Origin of the sequence: Cytobacillus kochii (assembly GCF_044790165.1) — a bacterium.
Lineage (GTDB): Bacteria > Bacillota > Bacilli > Bacillales > Cytobacillaceae > Cytobacillus > Cytobacillus kochii.
On sequence record NZ_CP085254.1, the window covers coordinates 3,421,787 to 3,438,723 of the forward strand.

The following is a 16,937-nucleotide window of genomic DNA, read 5'->3' on the forward strand; positions in this document are numbered from 1 at the left end:
CTCATTGTACAATCGCATATGAATTCATTTAAGAATAAACATAATTTCTGATGTTCGTCCATATGATGGAATAGAGAGAATTCATCACTAAAAGGCGGTTATGTAAATGAATGAGCAACCCTTCTTTTCTTCTCTTTTAGAAAGTTACTTTATTGCTCTTGGTGTTTTGATTGGCGGTTCAATCATCGGTGGCATTGCCGCGTTTTTCACAGGAAAACCTCCCTTAACAGAAATTTTCAATTTATCTAATTCTATTAGAATTTGGGCAATTATCGCTGCTATTGGAGGTACTTTTGATACGGTTTATAGTTTTGAGCGTGGAGTCCTTGATGGGCAAACGAAAGATATTATCAAACAATGTCTCTTAATTCTCTCAGCTTTTGGTGGGGCTCAAACAGGCGCTCAAATCATCATATGGCTAACTCAGGAGCATTTACCTAAATGAGAATTCCCCCTTATTATCGCAGACCTTCTTGGCAACGTTTTTTTGCTGGAATGGCTATCGGAGGCGTATTAAGTTGGTGTGTTTTCGTTTACATTTTTGGTGAATGGCAAGAGCGTTATAGTTTAGAAATCCACACACAGGAAGCTGAAATTAAGGAACTAGAAAATGAAAAGGAGATATGGCAGAAGGAATTTAAAAAATTAAATAAAGAAAACGAAGAATTATTAACTGTCCAAGAGATCGTTGTTAAAATCGACCAATCTGCACTCAAGAAATATAATTTAGACGAATACAGTCTCTATCAAACGGAGGATGCGATCAAAGAAGATATCAGTATTTTAATGGCGCGAGATATAAAAAGCGTCGGACAAAGTATCGAACTCGTAAAACGCATTATTGTGAATAAAACCCACCCCATTAATGGGAAGCGCTACCGAGCTGATATTCAATCCATTATTATAGATACAACACTCGTATTGGAGGTTGAGCTGTTATTAAATTAATTGCCCAACCTCTTTTAATGATTAAATGGTCCATGATTCACATAAATCATTTAAGTCGGAAATCACTCTTTCAGCTTCATCCCAGCTATATATAGATGCACCTGCTGCAAATGGATGTCCCCCACCTTTATAGCATCGAGCTAGTTGATTAATGATCGGACCTTTCGACCTAAAGCGCACTCTTATTTGATCTTCTTCTTCTATAAAAAACACCCATGCCTTCAATTCTTTAACATGGCCGAGCTCACCGACTAGAACCGACGCCTCAGCAGGTGTAGCATCGTATTTTTGCAATAAACTACTGTCCATTTTCACCACCGCCGCTCCGCTATCAAGCATATGAAAATGTTGTAAAATATATCCTTGGAGCTTAATTAGATTGGGTGCTAATTCATACATTCTATCGAAAAGCTCTGTCCTTGAGAACTGATATTTAATTAGTTCTCCTGCATAAGCAAAGGTTTTATTCGTAGTACTTGGATAGATAAACCGTCCTGTATCCCCGACAATGCCAGCGAAAATCAGCCTTGCTGCCTCATCTGTCATTATTAAACCATCCTTTTGACCATTTAGAAAAAACTCATAAATCATTTCACTTACAGAGCTCGCCTCAGTATCTACCCAAAGCAAATCTCCATACGGATCCATATTAGGATGGTGGTCAATCTTTATTAATAGATCACCCTTTGTATAACGTTGATCACTAATGCGCTCCGTATTGGCAGTATCACAAACAATCACTAAAGCTCCTTCGTAGACGTCATTACTTATCTTGTCCATTTTACGCAAATAAAGCAGGGTTTCGTCCTCTTGCCCCACTGTATATACTTGTTTCTGCGGAAAAGAAGCTTTTATTATTTCTGCCAACCCTCCTTGCGACCCGTAGGCATCTGGATCTGGGCGAATATGACGATGGATAATGATTTTGTCATACTTTTTGATCGCGGACAGAATTTTATTCTTCATTGTATACTCCTCTCAAATAACACACAAGAAAGAAAAGCATCTTGCAATTATAATAATTATTCTCTCTCTTCTAGCAATTTCCTCTTATAGAAGTTAAAATAAAGACATATGTTCATTTATGGAGGTTTGTACATGCTTGTACTTGCAGTTTTTATTGCACTATCTTTTGCTTTGTACGTATTCTATAAAGTGAAATACGTACGTTCTAGACGTCCTGCAGAAAAAGAATGGATTTCAGCTAAATCACGTATGGCGCTAGGTGCCTTTATATTCTTTTTCGGTGTCAACCAACTATTTCTTTATAGCGGTACGATCACGTATGTCATCTCTGCTCTTTTTATCATTATTGGCGGAATCAGTATTTGGGCTGGTATGAAAGCCTATAAATATTTTCTTCCTCGTGCGATTGAAGAATCAGAATGGATTAAATCGCACCAAAACTAAAACCTTACAATTTCACCTGTGGTGGCTTCAATTGTAAGGTAGTAAGTAAATTCGGTCTAGTTGATGTTTTACTATCTATTAGAAGATGTATCCATCAACTAGCCGATTTGTGCTTATCTTTCTGTTAATTGACACATCATCATCGCTTTTCCAACCAATACCCCGCCATTGAAGACTTCTACATCTACTTTCCCAAACTTTCTCCCAACATCAAGCACTCTTGGAAAAATATCAAGCATACTCTCAATTTGAACTGGTTTTAAAAAGTATATGGTCATATTTTCAACTACAAGGTCACCTTTTTTGTACATTCTTAAAACGCGATTAGCAGCTTCTGTCACTATCGTAGTGAAAACACCGTATGAGATGGAACCAATATGGTTCGTCATTTGCGGTGTAACTTCACAGCGATACATCGCTTCATTCTTCGTTTTTCCATTCGCTAATACCAACTGGTTTGTCACCGTATCATCAATTGTTTCACCAACTTGTGGTTGCCGTTGAATGACTTGAAGCGCTTTTAACACATCCTGCCGACTAATGATTCCCTCTAACTTATGCGATTGATCAACAACTGGGAGGAGTTCAATTCCTTCCCAAACCATCATATGTGAAGAAGAAGCCACACTTGTTTTACCACCAACTGTCATCGGGTTTTTCGTCATGACCTTTTCAATAGGTGTATCTGTATTATGGCCCATAATATCTTTGGAAGTCACCATTCCTTGAACCTTCATATGTTGATCAACAACCGGGAAGCGACTATGACTCGTCTCTCGATTATGCTTTAAATATTCCTCAATCGTATCTGTTGTTTGCAAGCTAATCGTTTGAGTAACAGGTGTAAGTACGTCTTCTACTAAAACAATTTCTTTCTTAATTAACTGATCATATATTGCTCGGTTAATCATCGTTGCTACTGTAAAAGTATCGTAGCTTGTTGAAATCACAGGTAACTCTAATTCGTCAGCAATCCGCTTCACGTCTTCTTCCGTATCAAAACCACCCGTAATAAGAACGGCTGCTCCAGCTTTTAACGCTAGTTCATGGGCATTCGTACGGTTTCCAACGATTAATAAGTTTCCGGCACCAGTATATCTCATCATTGCTTCTAACTTCATCGCACCGATCACAAACTTATTCAATGTTTTATGGAGTCCTGCTCGTCCTCCTAGCACTTGTCCATCAACGATATTGACAACTTCTGCGTAAGTAAGCTTTTCAAAGTTTTCTTTCTTCTTTCTTTCTATTCTAATTGTACCGACTCTTTCAATCGTACTCACATACCCTTTATTTTCAGCATCTTTAATGGCACGGTAAGCTGTCCCTTCACTCACCGATAGTGCCTTTGCAATTTGTCTAACGGAAATTTTTTCTCCGACTGGTAACTCATCAATATAATGTAAAATCTGTTCATGCTTTGTAGCCAAGACATCACCCTCTATTTTCATCCTTCATAGCCTTATTATAGAATGAAAAGTTGTGATGTTCAACGAACGAGCAATATTATTCATAAGACCTCATTCGTTTGCGGTTAGATGTAACCACTTTTCGCCTTGTCCTTACATTTACCTTTGATTTCGGCTCATATAATAAGGCTGTCAAATTTCCGGCAATAACTATCAATGCAAATGCTAACCAAGTAATGGTAAAAACACCCTCAAGACCACTGCTATAAACATCTAATCGAGGGACTGCGTAAAAGAGCATAGCACCTGCAAGCAATAAACAAATAATATAACGATATCTCCTCATCTCATCCTCTCCTCTCATAATCTATATTTATGCAGAGAAGAAAGCGGACATGACCAGTAATCGTCTTCAATACTAGTGTATTTATTATGTGAAAAAGTATTGATATGTACCCAGTTGCCTTTTCAATTCTAATCCCACTATATTAAAGAGGTTTGAGGTTTAATCAATTGTATTAGCTTACGCACGTTTCCATGAAAAAGTGTAACTAGTTGGTTCACAAATTGAAATCAAAAATACCACAGACAGTCATCTGTGGCATTATCTCAGTTTCTATCAACAATAATTTATTATAATTCAACAACTTCTCCAGCTTCCATTACTTTTACATCAGATTCTTTTACTAATTTAGCAAAAGCGTGTGGATCTTGTTTAATTGGTGGAAATGTATTGTAATGAACAGGAACGACTTGTTTCGGTTGCAGCAACTCTACAGCATAAGCAGCGTCCTCTGGCCCCATTGTAAAGTTATCACCAATCGGGATAAATGCTAAATCAATCGGATGTCTCTCTCCAATTAATTTCATATCCGAAAACAAACCTGTGTCTCCTGCATGATAGATTGTCTTACCATCAATTGTTAGTAAGACACCAGCCGGCATACCTAAATAAACAATTTGGTTATCTTCAGTTACGAGCCCTGTTCCGTGTAAAGCTGGAGTTAATTTCACTTTCCCAAAATCAAAATCATACGCACCACCAATACTCATGCCGTGTGCTTCAATACCATGGAAACCTAAATAATATGAGAGTTCTGCATTACATATCACTAGCGATTGATTCTTCTTAGCCAGTTCAATCGTGTCTCCTAAATGATCACCATGTCCGTGCGTTACGATAATAACATCCGGTTTTTCTTCTTCAACCTTAAGGTCTGTTAATTCATTCCCAGTAATAAATGGATCAAATAAAATTGTTTTATCCTCTGTTTTTACTTTTACGATAGAATGGCCATGAAATGATACTTTCACAAATGATTCTCCTTTCTGTTTTTCCTATGTAATTTTTTCAACATCAATATGAAGTTATCCTGTCTCTTCCCTTATTTCTTTCAATTTAAACAGTTCAAAAAGTTTACTTTTTCATATATAGTTGATACGCTTGCTTATAGCTTACTACATAAAGACCAGGAGGGACTACCATGAAGCAAAGAATGGATATTTTATCATCATGGATGAAAGAAAACAAAATTGATGTATCTTTTATTACATCAACAGAAAATGTATTTTACTTGAGCTCTTTTCATAGTGATCCTAATGAGCGTTTACTAGGATTAGCCGTTTTCCAAGATGCTGACCCTTTCCTTGTCTGTCCAAAAATGGAAATAGAGGATGCAAAAAACGCTGGTTGGAATGGTGATATTATTGGATATACAGATATTGAAAATCCATGGACAATGATTAATGATGCCATTGTTACACGTCTTTCAACAGTTAATAAAATAGCCATCGAAAAAGAACATATGAATGTTGAACGTTATGAAGCGGTGAAAGAACTTTACACTCATGCAAGTATGGTATCTGCTGAAGAAAAGCTTCGCACATTACGAATGGTAAAAAGTGAAGAAGAGCTTGCGATTATTAAAGAAGCTACAGCTCTTGCAGATTTCGCTATTGAAACAGGTTGTGCTGCCATAGCTGAAGGAAAGACAGAACTGGAAGTTTTAGCTACAATCGAATATGAATTAAAGAAAAAAGGCGTTAATGAAATGTCCTTTTCAACAATGGTTCTAACTGGTAAAAACGGAGCATCTCCGCATGGTACACCAGGTATGACAAAAATTCAAAAAGGCGATCTAGTTCTATTTGATCTTGGTGTTGTTTGGAAAGGCTATTGTTCAGACATTACGAGAACGGTTGCTTATGGTGAAATAAATGAGAAACAAAAAGAAATTTATGACACCGTGCTCAAAGCACAATTAGCCGCAATAGCAGCATGTAAACCAGGTGCAAAAGCATCAGAGGTTGACTTAGCAGCAAGAAAAATTATTGCAGATGCTGGATATGGCGATTACTTCCCACATCGTCTCGGTCACGGACTTGGAATTTCCGTCCATGAATATCCTTCATTAACAGAAACAAATGATTTGCTTCTACAAGAAGGCATGGTATATACAATTGAACCAGGTATTTACGTACCAGGAGTTGCCGGTGTCCGTATCGAAGATGATCTTGTTCTAACAAAAGACGGAGCAATACCATTAACACAATTCCCAAAAGAGTTACAAATCATTAAATAACACAGAGAAGACCCCGAGTTTATTGACGGGGTCTTTTTTTATATCGTAATTTCAAAGACGATTGGCATCCAGTAATAAACCTGAACATACACATTAGGTTGTGTTTGTTCAGGTTTTATTTTACTTTGCTTCATTTCGAAAATAACTACTTTGAAACATACCAAAATTTATCGATGATCTGCTGTTGTTGAATTGGTTTTTTATACTGTGTGAACAAACTAACAACTACATAAAGTATGAAAGATAAGAACACTGGAACAACAACCGGGTGCACCCCTAATAAGTCCGGAAATAAACGGTCAATAATAATATAACTACTTACCCCTGTAATCATAGAAGCAAGAGCCCCATAGGCATTTCCTTTTTTCCAATAAAGCCCCATAATAATTGGCCAGATAAACGCTGCTTCTAAGCCACCAAAAGCAAATAAATTAAGCCAGATAAGAAGATCAGGTGGCTCTATACTTACAATATACACTAGAATACCAATGATGGCTGTCACAGATAACGTCAACTTTTTAATAAACTGATCTGTTGCTTTGTTATTAATATAATTTATGTAAATATCTTTCACCAACGATGAACTGACAAGAAGTAACAATGCGTTGACTGTTGAGATAACCGCTGCAATCGGAGCTGCCAACACAATTCCAGCTAACCATGAAGGTAAAATGGTTAGTGTCAATTGCGGCATCACCGTATCCCCTACTTCAATTCCAGGAATCACTACTCGTGCAAATACACCTGTAAGATGCATACCTAGCATAATAGCGCCTGTAACAAGTGTACCGATAATCATCGCCGTATGCATTGCCTTTGCGTTTTTGTAAGACATTGCTCTGACAGCAATTTGGGGCAAACCAACAACACCAACACCAACCAGAAGCCAAAAACTGGATACGTATAAAGGCGTTAATGAACCGTCCGCACCAAAGGGTGTAATCAAGTTAGGATTCTCTACTGTTAATTTCTCGATAATATTCGGTACTCCACCACCAGCGATGATTGTTCCTACTAAAATAATAATTGTACCAATTATCATGATCATACCGAGAACTGTATCAGTGATGGCAACTGCACGAAAACCACCAATCACAACAAAAATAAGAACAGATAATGTAAAAATTAAAAGTGCTGATTGATACGACAATCCCATAAATGATTCTAATAATCGGCCACCACCAATCCACTGCGCAGACATAGAAGCGAATAAGAAAACAACTATACAAATTGACGATATGATGACTACCCATTTACTTTGATAGCGTTCTCTTAAGAAATCATTTAAAGTAACCGCTTTTGTCTTCCTAGAGATAATGGCAAACTTTTTACCTAAGATAGCAAGTGTAAAGTAGCCTGTTACCACCTGTGACATGGACAATAACACCCAGCCAAGACCCATATTATAAGCAATTCCAGGTCCACCGATGAAGCTTGACGCACTCCCATATGTAGCCACCATCGTCATCGCCAATAATAAGCCACCAAGATTTCTTCCACCTAGAAAATATTCTTGTAAAAAATCAGGTCCATGCTTTAAATATTTTGTTGCATAAATCCCAAAAAAGAATAGTGAACATAAAAAAATAATTAATGGTATAGCTACTCCCCAATTCATTGTTCTTCCTCCTCAAAAGGTACATCAGAGAACAAGAACTTAACAACCAACCAAACAATGACTGTAATAATTAGAAAACCTAACACGCAGCTATAGAAAAACCACGAAGGTAATCCAAAGATATATTGATACTCTTCAACAGGCTTACTACCTAAGCCGTAGGCAAAAGAATACCATATGAAAAAGTTGATCATCGCAATACCGACACCGATAAGTGCTTCCCGATTAGCAACTTTATATCTTGGATCAAGCTTTTTTTGCTCCATCTTCTTCTCCCCCTTATTAAATCTTTCCCCTATCGTTCTATTCTAATATAAATAGCTATCAATGGACATGACCTATATAAATTGCTTCCTTTAACCAACCGTTTTTTACATCTATTAACATAGAGGGGTAATGACAATATATCTATCACAAAATTATTTTAACAGTAAAGGTGTTTTTGTCTACTCTTATGAAGTTTTTTTGAATACAAGCTCAAAAGGCGCTTGTCATATGACAAAACGCCTTTTATATTACTTTAGCTTAATTCATCTTCATTGGTTTCGTTCGTCAATTGTTGGCGACTAACTGCACCACCGTTATATGCCTCCATTATTGAATCGCTAATAGATTGTTCTGCTTCATTTTCATCATACAATTGATTCCATTCATTTCTTTCTTCTTTTTTCAAGATTGTTCACTCCTTTGTCATTATTTTTTCCTCATTATTGTTTGAAAAATGGCTACATTTATTCATAAAAAGGGTATGTATAATAATAGGTAAAGGAGGAGATTTAAATGAGTAAACATTATGCAAACATTTTAGTCGCAGTAGATGGTTCAGTAGAAGCAGATGAGGCATTTAATCAAGCAATTGAAATGGTGAAGGATAGTGGTGCCAATCTCATTTTAGCTCATGTTGTCGATACTCGTACCAATGCTATTGAAGCTTATGATCACTCTACTTCTGTTAGAGCTACAGAATTTGCTGAAAACTTAATGGCACGTTATAAGGAAGTTTGTACTCAAGCAAACGTTACTAAAGTAGAGTATATAATCGAATATGGATCTCCCAAAATCATCATTACCAAAGATATCGCCAAAACAAAGCCAATCGATCTTATTATATGTGGAGCAACGGGGCTGAATGCTGTCGAACGCTTCTTAATTGGTAGTGTATCAGAATATATTACACGCCACGCACCTTGTGATGTACTTGTGGTCAGACCGAATAAATCCGCAAAGCAAAAAAGTGGGGAGGCAAACGTGGCAGAGAAGCACTCTTAAAAATAGCGAAGAAGAGCATGCGCATTTAGGCATGCTCTTCTTTATTTAACTTAGCTTTCGCTTTATCTATAGCGATTCTCACCTGGTCGAAGCCTGTTCCACCCGCGCTATTTCTTCTTTCAACAGCGGTATATGGATCAAGCACCTTATAAATATCCTCTTCAAATAAATCATTAACAGCTCTGTATTCCTCAAGTGATAGATCCATTAAGAAACAACCTTTTTGTACGCAAGTAAGCACGAGCTTACCAACGATTTCATGCGCTTCACGGAATGGTACACCTTTACTTGAAAGATAATCCGCTAGTTCAGTCGCATTAGAGAAATCATTCTTTGTCGCCTTCTCCATTTGTGTTGTCTTCACCTTCATTGTTTCAATCATACCAACAAAGATTTTTAGAGAACCAACGACCGTTTTGACAGTATCAAACATGCCTTCCTTATCTTCTTGCATATCTTTGTTATACGCAAGTGGTAAGCCTTTTAAAACAGTCAACATCCCCATAAGATTTCCGTATACTCGTCCCGTTTTACCGCGTATTAACTCAGCCATATCCGGGTTCTTCTTTTGCGGCATAATACTGCTTCCTGTTGCGAAACTATCATCTAATTCAATGAATTGAAATTCTTGACTTGACCAGAGAATCAATTCTTCACTTAATCGAGATAGATGCATCATCAGTGTTGAACTTGAAGATAAGAATTCCAAAATAAAATCACGATCACTCACAGCATCTAAGCTGTTTTCATAAATCCCTTCAAAACCAAGCAATTCGGCTGTTTGATAGCGATCAATCGGAAAAGTCGTTCCAGCCAATGCACCAGCTCCAAGTGGAGAAATGTTAATGCGTTTGAGGCTTTCTTGATAACGTTGTTTATCACGATCAAGCATCCAGAAGTATGCCATTAGGTGATGAGCAAATGAAATCGGTTGTGCTCTCTGTAAATGTGTATATCCTGGCATCACGGTTTCAACGTTCGCTTCCGCTTGTGTAAGTAATGCATGTTGCAGCTCTTCAACAAGCATAATAATGGTTTGAACCTGCTTCTTTAAATATAAATGCATATCAGTAGCAACTTGATCATTTCGGCTACGAGCTGTATGTAGCTTTCCGCCTACAGGACCGACAAGTTCAGTTAATGCACTTTCTAAGTTAAGGTGAATATCTTCAAGTTTAACTGAATACTCAATTTCTTCATTAGCAGCTTTTTCTTGTAATGTTTGCAAGCCAGATTTAATTTTTTCAGCATCCTCGTTGCTAATAATACCATTTGCAGAAAGCATTGTTACATGAGCAATGCTTCCTTGCAAATCTTCTTGTACTAGCTCCTGATCAAAGGAGATGGATGCGCCAAATTCATCGACCCATTCTTCAGCAGATTTGGTGAATCTGCCTCCCCAAAGCTTTTTCACACTGTCACCTTCTTGTTGCCTTGCACCGCACTTTGTACTTTTGTTGGTAGACCCCATAATTTAATGAAACCGATCGCTGCGTTATGATCAAATTCATCATCAGAAGTGTATGTGGCAAGTTTTTCATCATATAGAGTGTAAGGAGACTTTCTTCCTTCAACAATCGCATGGCCTTTAAATAATTTCACTCTTACTGTCCCTGTTACGTATTTTTGCGACTCTTTTAAGAATGCTTGGAGTGCTGTTCTTAATTGAGAGAACCAAAGTCCGTTATAGATTAATTCAGCAACCTGCTTCTCAATAATTGGTTTAAAATGCGCTAATTCTTTCACAAGTGTTAAATCTTCCAGCTCTTTATGTGCTTTCATTAAAGTAGTAGCACCTGGCACTTCATAAATTTCACGAGATTTAATCCCTACTAAACGGTTCTCAACATGGTCAATACGTCCCACACCATGTTTTCCTGCAATGTAATTTAACTCTGTAATTAGCTGAGAAAGCATATATGATTTCCCATTTAATGTCACAGGTACGCCTTCCTCAAAACCGATCTCAATGATTTCTGGTGTATCTGGCGTATTTTCAAGACTATTTGTTAAATCATATGCATCTTCTGGTGGTGCAGCCCAAGGATCTTCTAGAATTCCGCACTCATTACTTCTCCCCCATAAGTTCTGATCAATAGAATATGGAGAATCTAATTGAATCGGTACAGGAATACCATTTTCTTTTGCATAAGCAATTTCTTCTTCACGAGACCATTTCCAATCACGCACTGGTGCCAATACTTCTAAGTCAGGATTTAATCCCGCAATAGCCACTTCAAAACGGACCTGATCATTCCCTTTACCGGTACATCCGTGTGCAACTGCAACCGCACCTTCTTTTTCAGCTACTTCCACTAATTTTTTTGCAATCAACGGACGAGAAAGCGCTGATACTAATGGATATTTATTTTCATATAATGCATGTGCTTGTAAGGCTACAAGGGCAAACTCTTGTGCGAATTCCTCTCTTGCATCAATCACGTAAGAAGCAACCGCACCAACCTGAAGTGCTTTTTCTTTTACGAAATCAAGGTCTTTTCCTTCACCAACATCTAAACAACAAGCAACAACAGCGTAACCTTGATCTCCTAACCATTTAATTGCAACTGAAGTATCTAAACCGCCTGAATAGGCAAGAACAACTTTTGGATTTGACATTTTTTATTTCCTCCTTGAAGTGGATACGTATAAATATTCAATAACTTATATTTTTATTCAACTGATTATGTTAATACTTTAACAACCTTTCCCTAAAATTGCAATAGGTTATCTACAATTTCTATAAAATATCCACAAATGCATAAATCCACATAAATATCCGTCCAACCGAAACAAGTGAAGAGCAAAATTTACAGCATATATTGCAAATCATTATAAAAAAAGATAAAAACCTTATTGGCTTTTATCTTAGTTTCCTTACTCTTGTTTTTATTTATTTATAGCAATGATTGCTAAGAGATTATCGCCTTATAAATAAGGTCTATTACCTTCCCATAATTACTAATAACTGACTGATCTCCCGCAAAAACATTTGGATTCTTATAAGGATTAATTACATGTGAATGTCTTTTATTTGTTAGTAAACATATGCCAAGTTGATTTTCCTTATCAATAACAGTCATCGTTCCTGTCCAACCTGTATGACCAATGGCAGTGCTCGGTGCACTTTCACTAAAGAATTGATGCATATGATCGTCACTATTTATCCTCCAACCTAATGCAAAAGAAGAGTCAGGGGACGAAGGGGTTGTAAACTGATTGATGGTTGACTGATTAAAAAGTTCAATATTCCCGTAGCCACCTCCATTTAACATCACTTGTAATAATACAGCCATTTCCCTACCAGTAGAAAATAGGCCAGCGTGTCCTGATACACCCGCCATGCTATAAAACGCCTTTTCATCATGGACTTCGCCTTGTAATGTATGCTTCCTTATATGGGGAAAGGAAATGGCACCATCTCTTGTATTACCAAATAACTCAGTTGCGGCAAATTCATTTTGGCTTTCTCCTTTTTGTAAAGGATTATACTTAGTATGACTAAGGCCAAGGGGTTTATATATTTCCTTTTCAACATAATCGTCTAATGATACACCCGTCACTTCTTCAATAATCATCCCTAATAACATATAATCAATATCACTATATATTTGTGCTGTATGGGGCGGATGCTTCAGTGGTGTAGCTATGACCATCTTTTTAGTTAACTCTCTATCTTGAGAATATAACACGCCCGCTTTTTTTGGATCGTGATAGTGTATACTGCTCGGTAGTCCAGCAGTATGCTGCAACAGATCGGTTACTGTTATCTTTGCTTTTCCTTTTATCTCATCGTTATCACGATCTTTAAATGCTGGTAAATAATATTGGACAGATTGCTTTAAGTCAACCTTCCCTTGGGAAACTAACTGTTGCATAGCAAAATTTGTACTGAACATTTTTGTATTTGATGCGAGGTCAAAAATCGTTGTTGTTTTCATTTTTATTGGTTGCGACAATTCGGAATGCCCATCATATCGTTTGGCGAATCCATACGCTGAATCCTTAATGATTTTTCCATCCTTAATGATTACTAAAACAGCACCAGGAAAACCACGCGATATTTCCGTTGTTATACATTCATCAACGACTTTTAAACGCTCACTACTGATACCCACATCTTCGGGCAGCCCTTTTTGTAATTGTGTAAAATAGTTTTTTTTTGCTTGCATGGTGTTTGTATTCGATTTAGCATTAGGAGGGGATGGAGAAAGGCAAAGCAGAATAAATAGAAGAATCCAAACGATATTTTTCAAAATTTGCCATTCCTTTCTCATTATAATTACTTTACTATATTCACTTGGCCAAGCAAACGGAAGGGTATATAGCTATGATTTGAAAAAGAAGATACACTTATAAATAATAAAAATTTTAGCAGGGGGGGTAAACAATGCATCAGCATTTTACGTTTAACCAAAGATTATCTATCGATTTACCGACTATAAAAAAGGATTGGGAGGCATTTTCATCTATTGAGCAACAACAAATTTTAGTACATTGGGAAACCATTCGTGGGAAAATCCCTGACCGGATAAAAAGTATAGAAGTTTTGATTAATAGGAAACAAGAAGAGCTCTCTAATGAAAGCGACTTTGAAACTTCTTGTAAGCTCAATCACGAAATTGCCGAATTAGCCTCACAAATCAATGAATTATGGCTGTGGTTCCGAACAGATCAAGATGTAACACTTAAAGGTCATTATTAATGAATAGGCCCGAACGTAAATGGTTCGGACTCATTCTCATTAAAATAAATCTTTACGCAATTCTTTCACGACATGACTGATCTCAGGTAATATCAATTTATTCATCGCTAATTTGACAGCACCAGAGGATCCAGGTGTACAAAACACTGCTTTATGCTTAATCACACCTGCTATTGCTCTGGACATAATGGCACTAGAACCGATATCCTCTGTATAACTCAGCATACGAAATAGCTCACCGAAGCCATCAATCTCTTTATCAAACAAACGTTGTACCGTTTCTATTGTGACATCACGTAGAGCAATGCCTGTACCACCATTCGTTAATATAATTTCAACATCCTTTTGGTTATATCCAGCTCGTATACTTTGTTCAATTGCGACACTTTCGTCTTTGACAATGTCATAGGCATTGACTTTATGACCCGCTTGTTCAAGTAATGCGATCATTAATTGCCCACTTTTATCTGTTTCCTTATCTCTTGTATCACTTACTGTGATGACTTTACAGCCTACAGTTAACGAATCTTTCTTATGTTCCGTTACGCTCATCGTTTACAATCACCCTGACTTATTTAATAGATAGCGATACTGATAATACTTATGAGCAAAGTCCGTTACATTTCTCGTTAATTGGTAATTAGTACCCGCTCCTATCGCCATACTAATGACTGGTATACCTTGTAACGTTTTTTTTCTAAGTAAAACAATCGCTACTGCTTTAAACATTTGTTTCATCGGTTGTTCTAACCATGTAATATCTGTTAATTCCTCTTTTCCCTCATAAAAATATAAATCGTCATGCTGTTCTAAGTCATTCATTAAGTCCTCCCAAGCTTCTCCTTGGATTCTCCTTGGTAAGGTAGCTGCATGAAAGACTTTTAATGAACTCATCATTTCAAATGGTGTATTGACTTCGACACCATAAGTCATGGCAATTAACTGCACGACTCTTAAATTAATGACAGCCATTGCCGGAATATCACTCCCTAGCATCATAAACCCGCCAGTTCCTGTTGCACCGCCTTGTGCTAAAGAATACATTCGATGCCTAGCAATTTGCTGTTTAGCTATGTATGATAATTGATCAATCGTCAAAGCATTCATATCTTGTAATGTATCAATATCTTTTTGAAAAATCCTTCCTGAAGACAGAATTCTTTCTTTTGCATCAAGCTGTAATTGTGATCCTTGAATGAGTGCATGTAAATGAAACATCCAACTATCCATCATTGAAAACACTTGCTTTTGTACATTCTCTGGTAATAATGCAAAAGAGTATTCTAAATAATGTTCATATGAACGCTCGATGTCATTCGCTTCGTAGCTATATAATTGATTTTCCCATTCACGGATTTCGTTAAGTACCATTTGTTCACGTGCAGATAATGGCATCTCCTTATCCTCCATTCGCTACTAGATTTTGTTAATAGTATAGCAAATTAACTGATAATAAGCACGTTGCTCTTATAATCAAAAACTTACTATTACTAAATCAATTATTTGTTTTTGACTATAAAATTCTTTGATGAATGATAGCTGTTAGTCAGACGATTAAGATTTTCTAGGCTAACAAGGCGATTTTCTAAATGGTAGATAGAAAACCATCCTTTGCGATCTTTCATCGTTTACTTCTGTTTACATAGAATGATATTTCCTTACCCATTTGCTTATAAAATATAAAAACCGACTCCACCAAAAAGGCGAGTCGGAGCAAATGTTAATTCCATTATGATATTAATTCAATCGTATCTCTTGCAATCATTACTTCTTCATTTGTAGGAATGATGATGACTTTTACCGGACTATGCGGATAATTTATAAACGCCTCACGCCCCCTGACTTTATTAAGAGCAGGGTCCCAATAAACACCCATAAACTCTAGTCCCCTTAATACTCTTTCTCTTACAACATCACTGTTTTCACCGATACCTGCAGTAAAGATTATCGCATCGACACCATACATTTTCGCTGCATATGAACCGATATATTTGTGAATATGGTTTGCGAATATTTCTAATGCTAATTCAGCACGATCATTGCCCTCTTCCGCTGCCATCTCAATATCTCTTAAATCACTTGAAAAACCAGTAACACCAAGCATACCACTTTGTTTATTTAATACATCTAACACTTCATCTGCTGACTTCTCCGTTTTTTGCATGATAAACGGAATGAGGGCAGGGTCAATATCTCCTGATCTTGTTCCCATAGTTACGCCAGCTAATGGCGTAAAGCCCATCGATGTATCGATAGACTTTCCACCTTCAATCGCTGCAATACTCGCACCATTACCTAAGTGGCAAGAAATTAATCGTAATTGTTCAAGTGGTCTCCCTAACAGTTCAGCTGCCCGTTCCGATACATATTTATGTGACGTTCCGTGGAATCCATACTTTCGTATACCATACTCAGTATAATAACTATACGGCAGACTATATAAATAAGAGCTTTCCGGCATTGATTGATGGAAGGCTGTATCAAAAACCGCTACTGCTGGAACATCTGGTAAGACACGTTTGAATGCTAAAATCCCCGTTAAATTTGCAGGATTATGTAGCGGAGCTAAATCAGATAGTTTACTGATTTTATCCATCACTTCATCTGTAATCAACACAGATTGCGAAAAATCTTCTCCACCGTGGACCACACGATGACCCACACCAACGATTTCATCAAGTTCAGCAATAATTTCATGTGCTGTTAACTCATTTAAAAGTAATTGCACAGCTACTTCATGATTGGGAATCTCTAGTTCTTTTGTTCTTTTTTCACCTTTCACTACTATTGTAAAAACCGCATGTGCTAATCCAATTCTTTCTACTATTCCTTTTGTAATTACTTTTTCTTCTGGCATATCGAATAATTGGAATTTCAAAGAAGAACTACCTGCATTAATCGCAATAATTTTTGTCAAATGATTCACTTCCTTATATCTAATATCTCCTACGCTATTTATAAAATCATCGTTTATTGATTGAATTATATCTCATCAA

At 36.9% G+C, this 16,937-nt stretch carries 19 protein-coding genes; 6 read left to right on the top strand and 13 right to left on the bottom strand.

Annotation, left to right across the window (positions count from 1 at the left end; all coding sequences use genetic code 11):
• The first annotated feature begins 106 nt into the window (after positions 1-106).
• Together LG276_RS17440 and ytrI are read left to right on the top strand one after the other, a co-directional pair.
• Positions 107-445, top strand: coding sequence for a YtrH family sporulation protein (locus LG276_RS17440; RefSeq protein WP_095372298.1), 339 nt, complete (start codon positions 107-109; stop codon positions 443-445).
• Positions 442-948 carry a sporulation membrane protein YtrI gene (ytrI, locus tag LG276_RS17445; RefSeq protein WP_095372297.1) on the top strand — a complete coding sequence of 169 codons (507 nt, stop codon included), beginning with the start codon at positions 442-444 and terminating at the stop codon, positions 946-948. The genes LG276_RS17440 and ytrI overlap by 4 nt, the downstream gene beginning before the upstream one ends.
• A gap of 21 nt (positions 949-969) precedes the next feature.
• On the opposite strand, the gene LG276_RS17450 is transcribed toward ytrI, so the two are convergent.
• Positions 970-1,914 (bottom strand): bifunctional oligoribonuclease/PAP phosphatase NrnA, encoded by a 945-nt coding sequence (locus LG276_RS17450; RefSeq protein ID WP_224935773.1) that lies wholly within the window; start codon positions 1,912-1,914, stop codon positions 970-972.
• Positions 1,915-2,046: 132 nt separating this feature from the next.
• Here LG276_RS17450 and LG276_RS17455 point away from each other — a divergent pair, with 132 nt between their 5' ends.
• Complete coding sequence (locus LG276_RS17455) at positions 2,047-2,358, top strand: YtpI family protein (RefSeq protein ID WP_251162578.1); 312 nt, start codon at positions 2,047-2,049, stop codon at positions 2,356-2,358.
• 113 nt (positions 2,359-2,471) lie between these two features.
• Here the strand turns inward: LG276_RS17455 and LG276_RS17460 are convergent, their stop codons facing one another.
• The 3 genes from LG276_RS17460 to LG276_RS17470 all read right to left on the bottom strand — a co-directional run bounded on the left by LG276_RS17460 (position 2,472) and on the right by LG276_RS17470 (position 5,081).
• A complete protein-coding gene (locus tag LG276_RS17460) occupies positions 2,472-3,788 on the bottom strand; it encodes a CBS domain-containing protein (RefSeq protein WP_224935772.1) in 1,317 nt (438 codons plus the stop codon).
• A gap of 76 nt (positions 3,789-3,864) precedes the next feature.
• A complete protein-coding gene (locus tag LG276_RS17465) occupies positions 3,865-4,113 on the bottom strand; it encodes a hypothetical protein (RefSeq protein ID WP_224935771.1) in 249 nt (82 codons plus the stop codon).
• 287 nt (positions 4,114-4,400) lie between these two features.
• Positions 4,401-5,081 carry a metal-dependent hydrolase gene (locus LG276_RS17470; RefSeq protein ID WP_251162577.1) on the bottom strand — a complete coding sequence of 227 codons (681 nt, stop codon included), beginning with the start codon at positions 5,079-5,081 and terminating at the stop codon, positions 4,401-4,403.
• Between the two features lie 170 nt (positions 5,082-5,251).
• Between LG276_RS17470 and LG276_RS17475 the strand changes: the two genes are divergently transcribed.
• Entirely contained in the window at positions 5,252-6,349 is a 1,098-nt protein-coding gene (locus LG276_RS17475) for a Xaa-Pro peptidase family protein (protein WP_251162576.1), read from the top strand.
• A gap of 145 nt (positions 6,350-6,494) precedes the next feature.
• Here the strand turns inward: LG276_RS17475 and panF are convergent, their stop codons facing one another.
• From panF to LG276_RS17490, 3 genes are all read right to left on the bottom strand, one after another.
• The gene (panF, locus tag LG276_RS17480) at positions 6,495-7,967 is read right to left on the bottom strand and encodes a sodium/pantothenate symporter (protein WP_224935768.1); all 1,473 of its coding nucleotides are present in this window, start codon (positions 7,965-7,967) and stop codon (positions 6,495-6,497) included.
• Positions 7,964-8,233 carry a YhdT family protein gene (locus LG276_RS17485; protein WP_095372290.1) on the bottom strand — a complete coding sequence of 90 codons (270 nt, stop codon included), beginning with the start codon at positions 8,231-8,233 and terminating at the stop codon, positions 7,964-7,966. Before LG276_RS17485 ends, panF begins: the two co-directional genes overlap by 4 nt.
• 254 nt (positions 8,234-8,487) lie before the next feature.
• Positions 8,488-8,640, bottom strand: coding sequence for a hypothetical protein (locus LG276_RS17490; RefSeq protein WP_157733921.1), 153 nt, complete (start codon positions 8,638-8,640; stop codon positions 8,488-8,490).
• Between the two features lie 107 nt (positions 8,641-8,747).
• Between LG276_RS17490 and LG276_RS17495 the strand changes: the two genes are divergently transcribed.
• A complete protein-coding gene (locus LG276_RS17495) occupies positions 8,748-9,236 on the top strand; it encodes a universal stress protein (protein WP_251162575.1) in 489 nt (162 codons plus the stop codon).
• A gap of 25 nt (positions 9,237-9,261) precedes the next feature.
• Here the strand turns inward: LG276_RS17495 and argH are convergent, their stop codons facing one another.
• From argH to pbp4b, 3 genes are all read right to left on the bottom strand, one after another.
• Positions 9,262-10,650: an argininosuccinate lyase gene (gene argH, locus LG276_RS17500; protein WP_251162574.1), complete on the bottom strand. Its 1,389-nt coding sequence runs from the start codon at positions 10,648-10,650 to the stop codon at positions 9,262-9,264.
• Positions 10,647-11,855: an argininosuccinate synthase gene (locus LG276_RS17505; RefSeq protein ID WP_095372287.1), complete on the bottom strand. Its 1,209-nt coding sequence runs from the start codon at positions 11,853-11,855 to the stop codon at positions 10,647-10,649. The genes argH and LG276_RS17505 overlap by 4 nt, the downstream gene beginning before the upstream one ends.
• 293 nt (positions 11,856-12,148) lie before the next feature.
• A complete protein-coding gene (pbp4b, locus tag LG276_RS17510) occupies positions 12,149-13,492 on the bottom strand; it encodes a penicillin binding protein PBP4B (RefSeq protein WP_251162573.1) in 1,344 nt (447 codons plus the stop codon).
• 134 nt (positions 13,493-13,626) lie between these two features.
• Between pbp4b and LG276_RS17515 the strand changes: the two genes are divergently transcribed.
• Positions 13,627-13,941 carry a hypothetical protein gene (locus tag LG276_RS17515; protein ID WP_224935763.1) on the top strand — a complete coding sequence of 105 codons (315 nt, stop codon included), beginning with the start codon at positions 13,627-13,629 and terminating at the stop codon, positions 13,939-13,941.
• 39 nt (positions 13,942-13,980) lie between these two features.
• On the opposite strand, the gene LG276_RS17520 is transcribed toward LG276_RS17515, so the two are convergent.
• The 3 genes from LG276_RS17520 to LG276_RS17530 all read right to left on the bottom strand — a co-directional run bounded on the left by LG276_RS17520 (position 13,981) and on the right by LG276_RS17530 (position 16,858).
• A complete protein-coding gene (locus LG276_RS17520) occupies positions 13,981-14,493 on the bottom strand; it encodes a molybdenum cofactor biosynthesis protein B (protein ID WP_251162572.1) in 513 nt (170 codons plus the stop codon).
• Between the two features lie 9 nt (positions 14,494-14,502).
• Positions 14,503-15,336 carry an EcsC family protein gene (locus LG276_RS17525; RefSeq protein ID WP_251162571.1) on the bottom strand — a complete coding sequence of 278 codons (834 nt, stop codon included), beginning with the start codon at positions 15,334-15,336 and terminating at the stop codon, positions 14,503-14,505.
• Positions 15,337-15,670: 334 nt separating this feature from the next.
• On the bottom strand, positions 15,671-16,858 hold the full coding sequence (locus LG276_RS17530; RefSeq protein WP_095372282.1) for an acetate kinase: 1,188 nt from the start codon (positions 16,856-16,858) through the stop codon (positions 15,671-15,673).
• Between the last annotated feature and the right edge of the window lie 79 nt (positions 16,859-16,937).

What these genes read in the sequence shown, in the direction of transcription:
- LG276_RS17495 (WP_251162575.1), top strand. Translation starts at nt 8,748, where the DNA reads ATGAGTAAACATTATGCAAACATTTTAGTCGCAGTAGATGGTTCAGTA.
- LG276_RS17440 (WP_095372298.1), top strand. Translation starts at nt 107, where the DNA reads ATGAATGAGCAACCCTTCTTTTCTTCTCTTTTAGAAAGTTACTTTATT.
- LG276_RS17475 (WP_251162576.1), top strand. Translation starts at nt 5,252, where the DNA reads ATGAAGCAAAGAATGGATATTTTATCATCATGGATGAAAGAAAACAAA.
- LG276_RS17505 (WP_095372287.1), bottom strand. Translation starts at nt 11,855, where the DNA reads ATGTCAAATCCAAAAGTTGTTCTTGCCTATTCAGGCGGTTTAGATACT.
- LG276_RS17465 (WP_224935771.1), bottom strand. Translation starts at nt 4,113, where the DNA reads ATGAGGAGATATCGTTATATTATTTGTTTATTGCTTGCAGGTGCTATG.
- LG276_RS17520 (WP_251162572.1), bottom strand. Translation starts at nt 14,493, where the DNA reads ATGAGCGTAACGGAACATAAGAAAGATTCGTTAACTGTAGGCTGTAAA.
- LG276_RS17525 (WP_251162571.1), bottom strand. Translation starts at nt 15,336, where the DNA reads ATGCCATTATCTGCACGTGAACAAATGGTACTTAACGAAATCCGTGAA.
- panF (WP_224935768.1), bottom strand. Translation starts at nt 7,967, where the DNA reads ATGAATTGGGGAGTAGCTATACCATTAATTATTTTTTTATGTTCACTA.
- ytrI (WP_095372297.1), top strand. Translation starts at nt 442, where the DNA reads ATGAGAATTCCCCCTTATTATCGCAGACCTTCTTGGCAACGTTTTTTT.
- LG276_RS17485 (WP_095372290.1), bottom strand. Translation starts at nt 8,233, where the DNA reads ATGGAGCAAAAAAAGCTTGATCCAAGATATAAAGTTGCTAATCGGGAA.
- LG276_RS17455 (WP_251162578.1), top strand. Translation starts at nt 2,047, where the DNA reads ATGCTTGTACTTGCAGTTTTTATTGCACTATCTTTTGCTTTGTACGTA.
- LG276_RS17450 (WP_224935773.1), bottom strand. Translation starts at nt 1,914, where the DNA reads ATGAAGAATAAAATTCTGTCCGCGATCAAAAAGTATGACAAAATCATT.
- LG276_RS17515 (WP_224935763.1), top strand. Translation starts at nt 13,627, where the DNA reads ATGCATCAGCATTTTACGTTTAACCAAAGATTATCTATCGATTTACCG.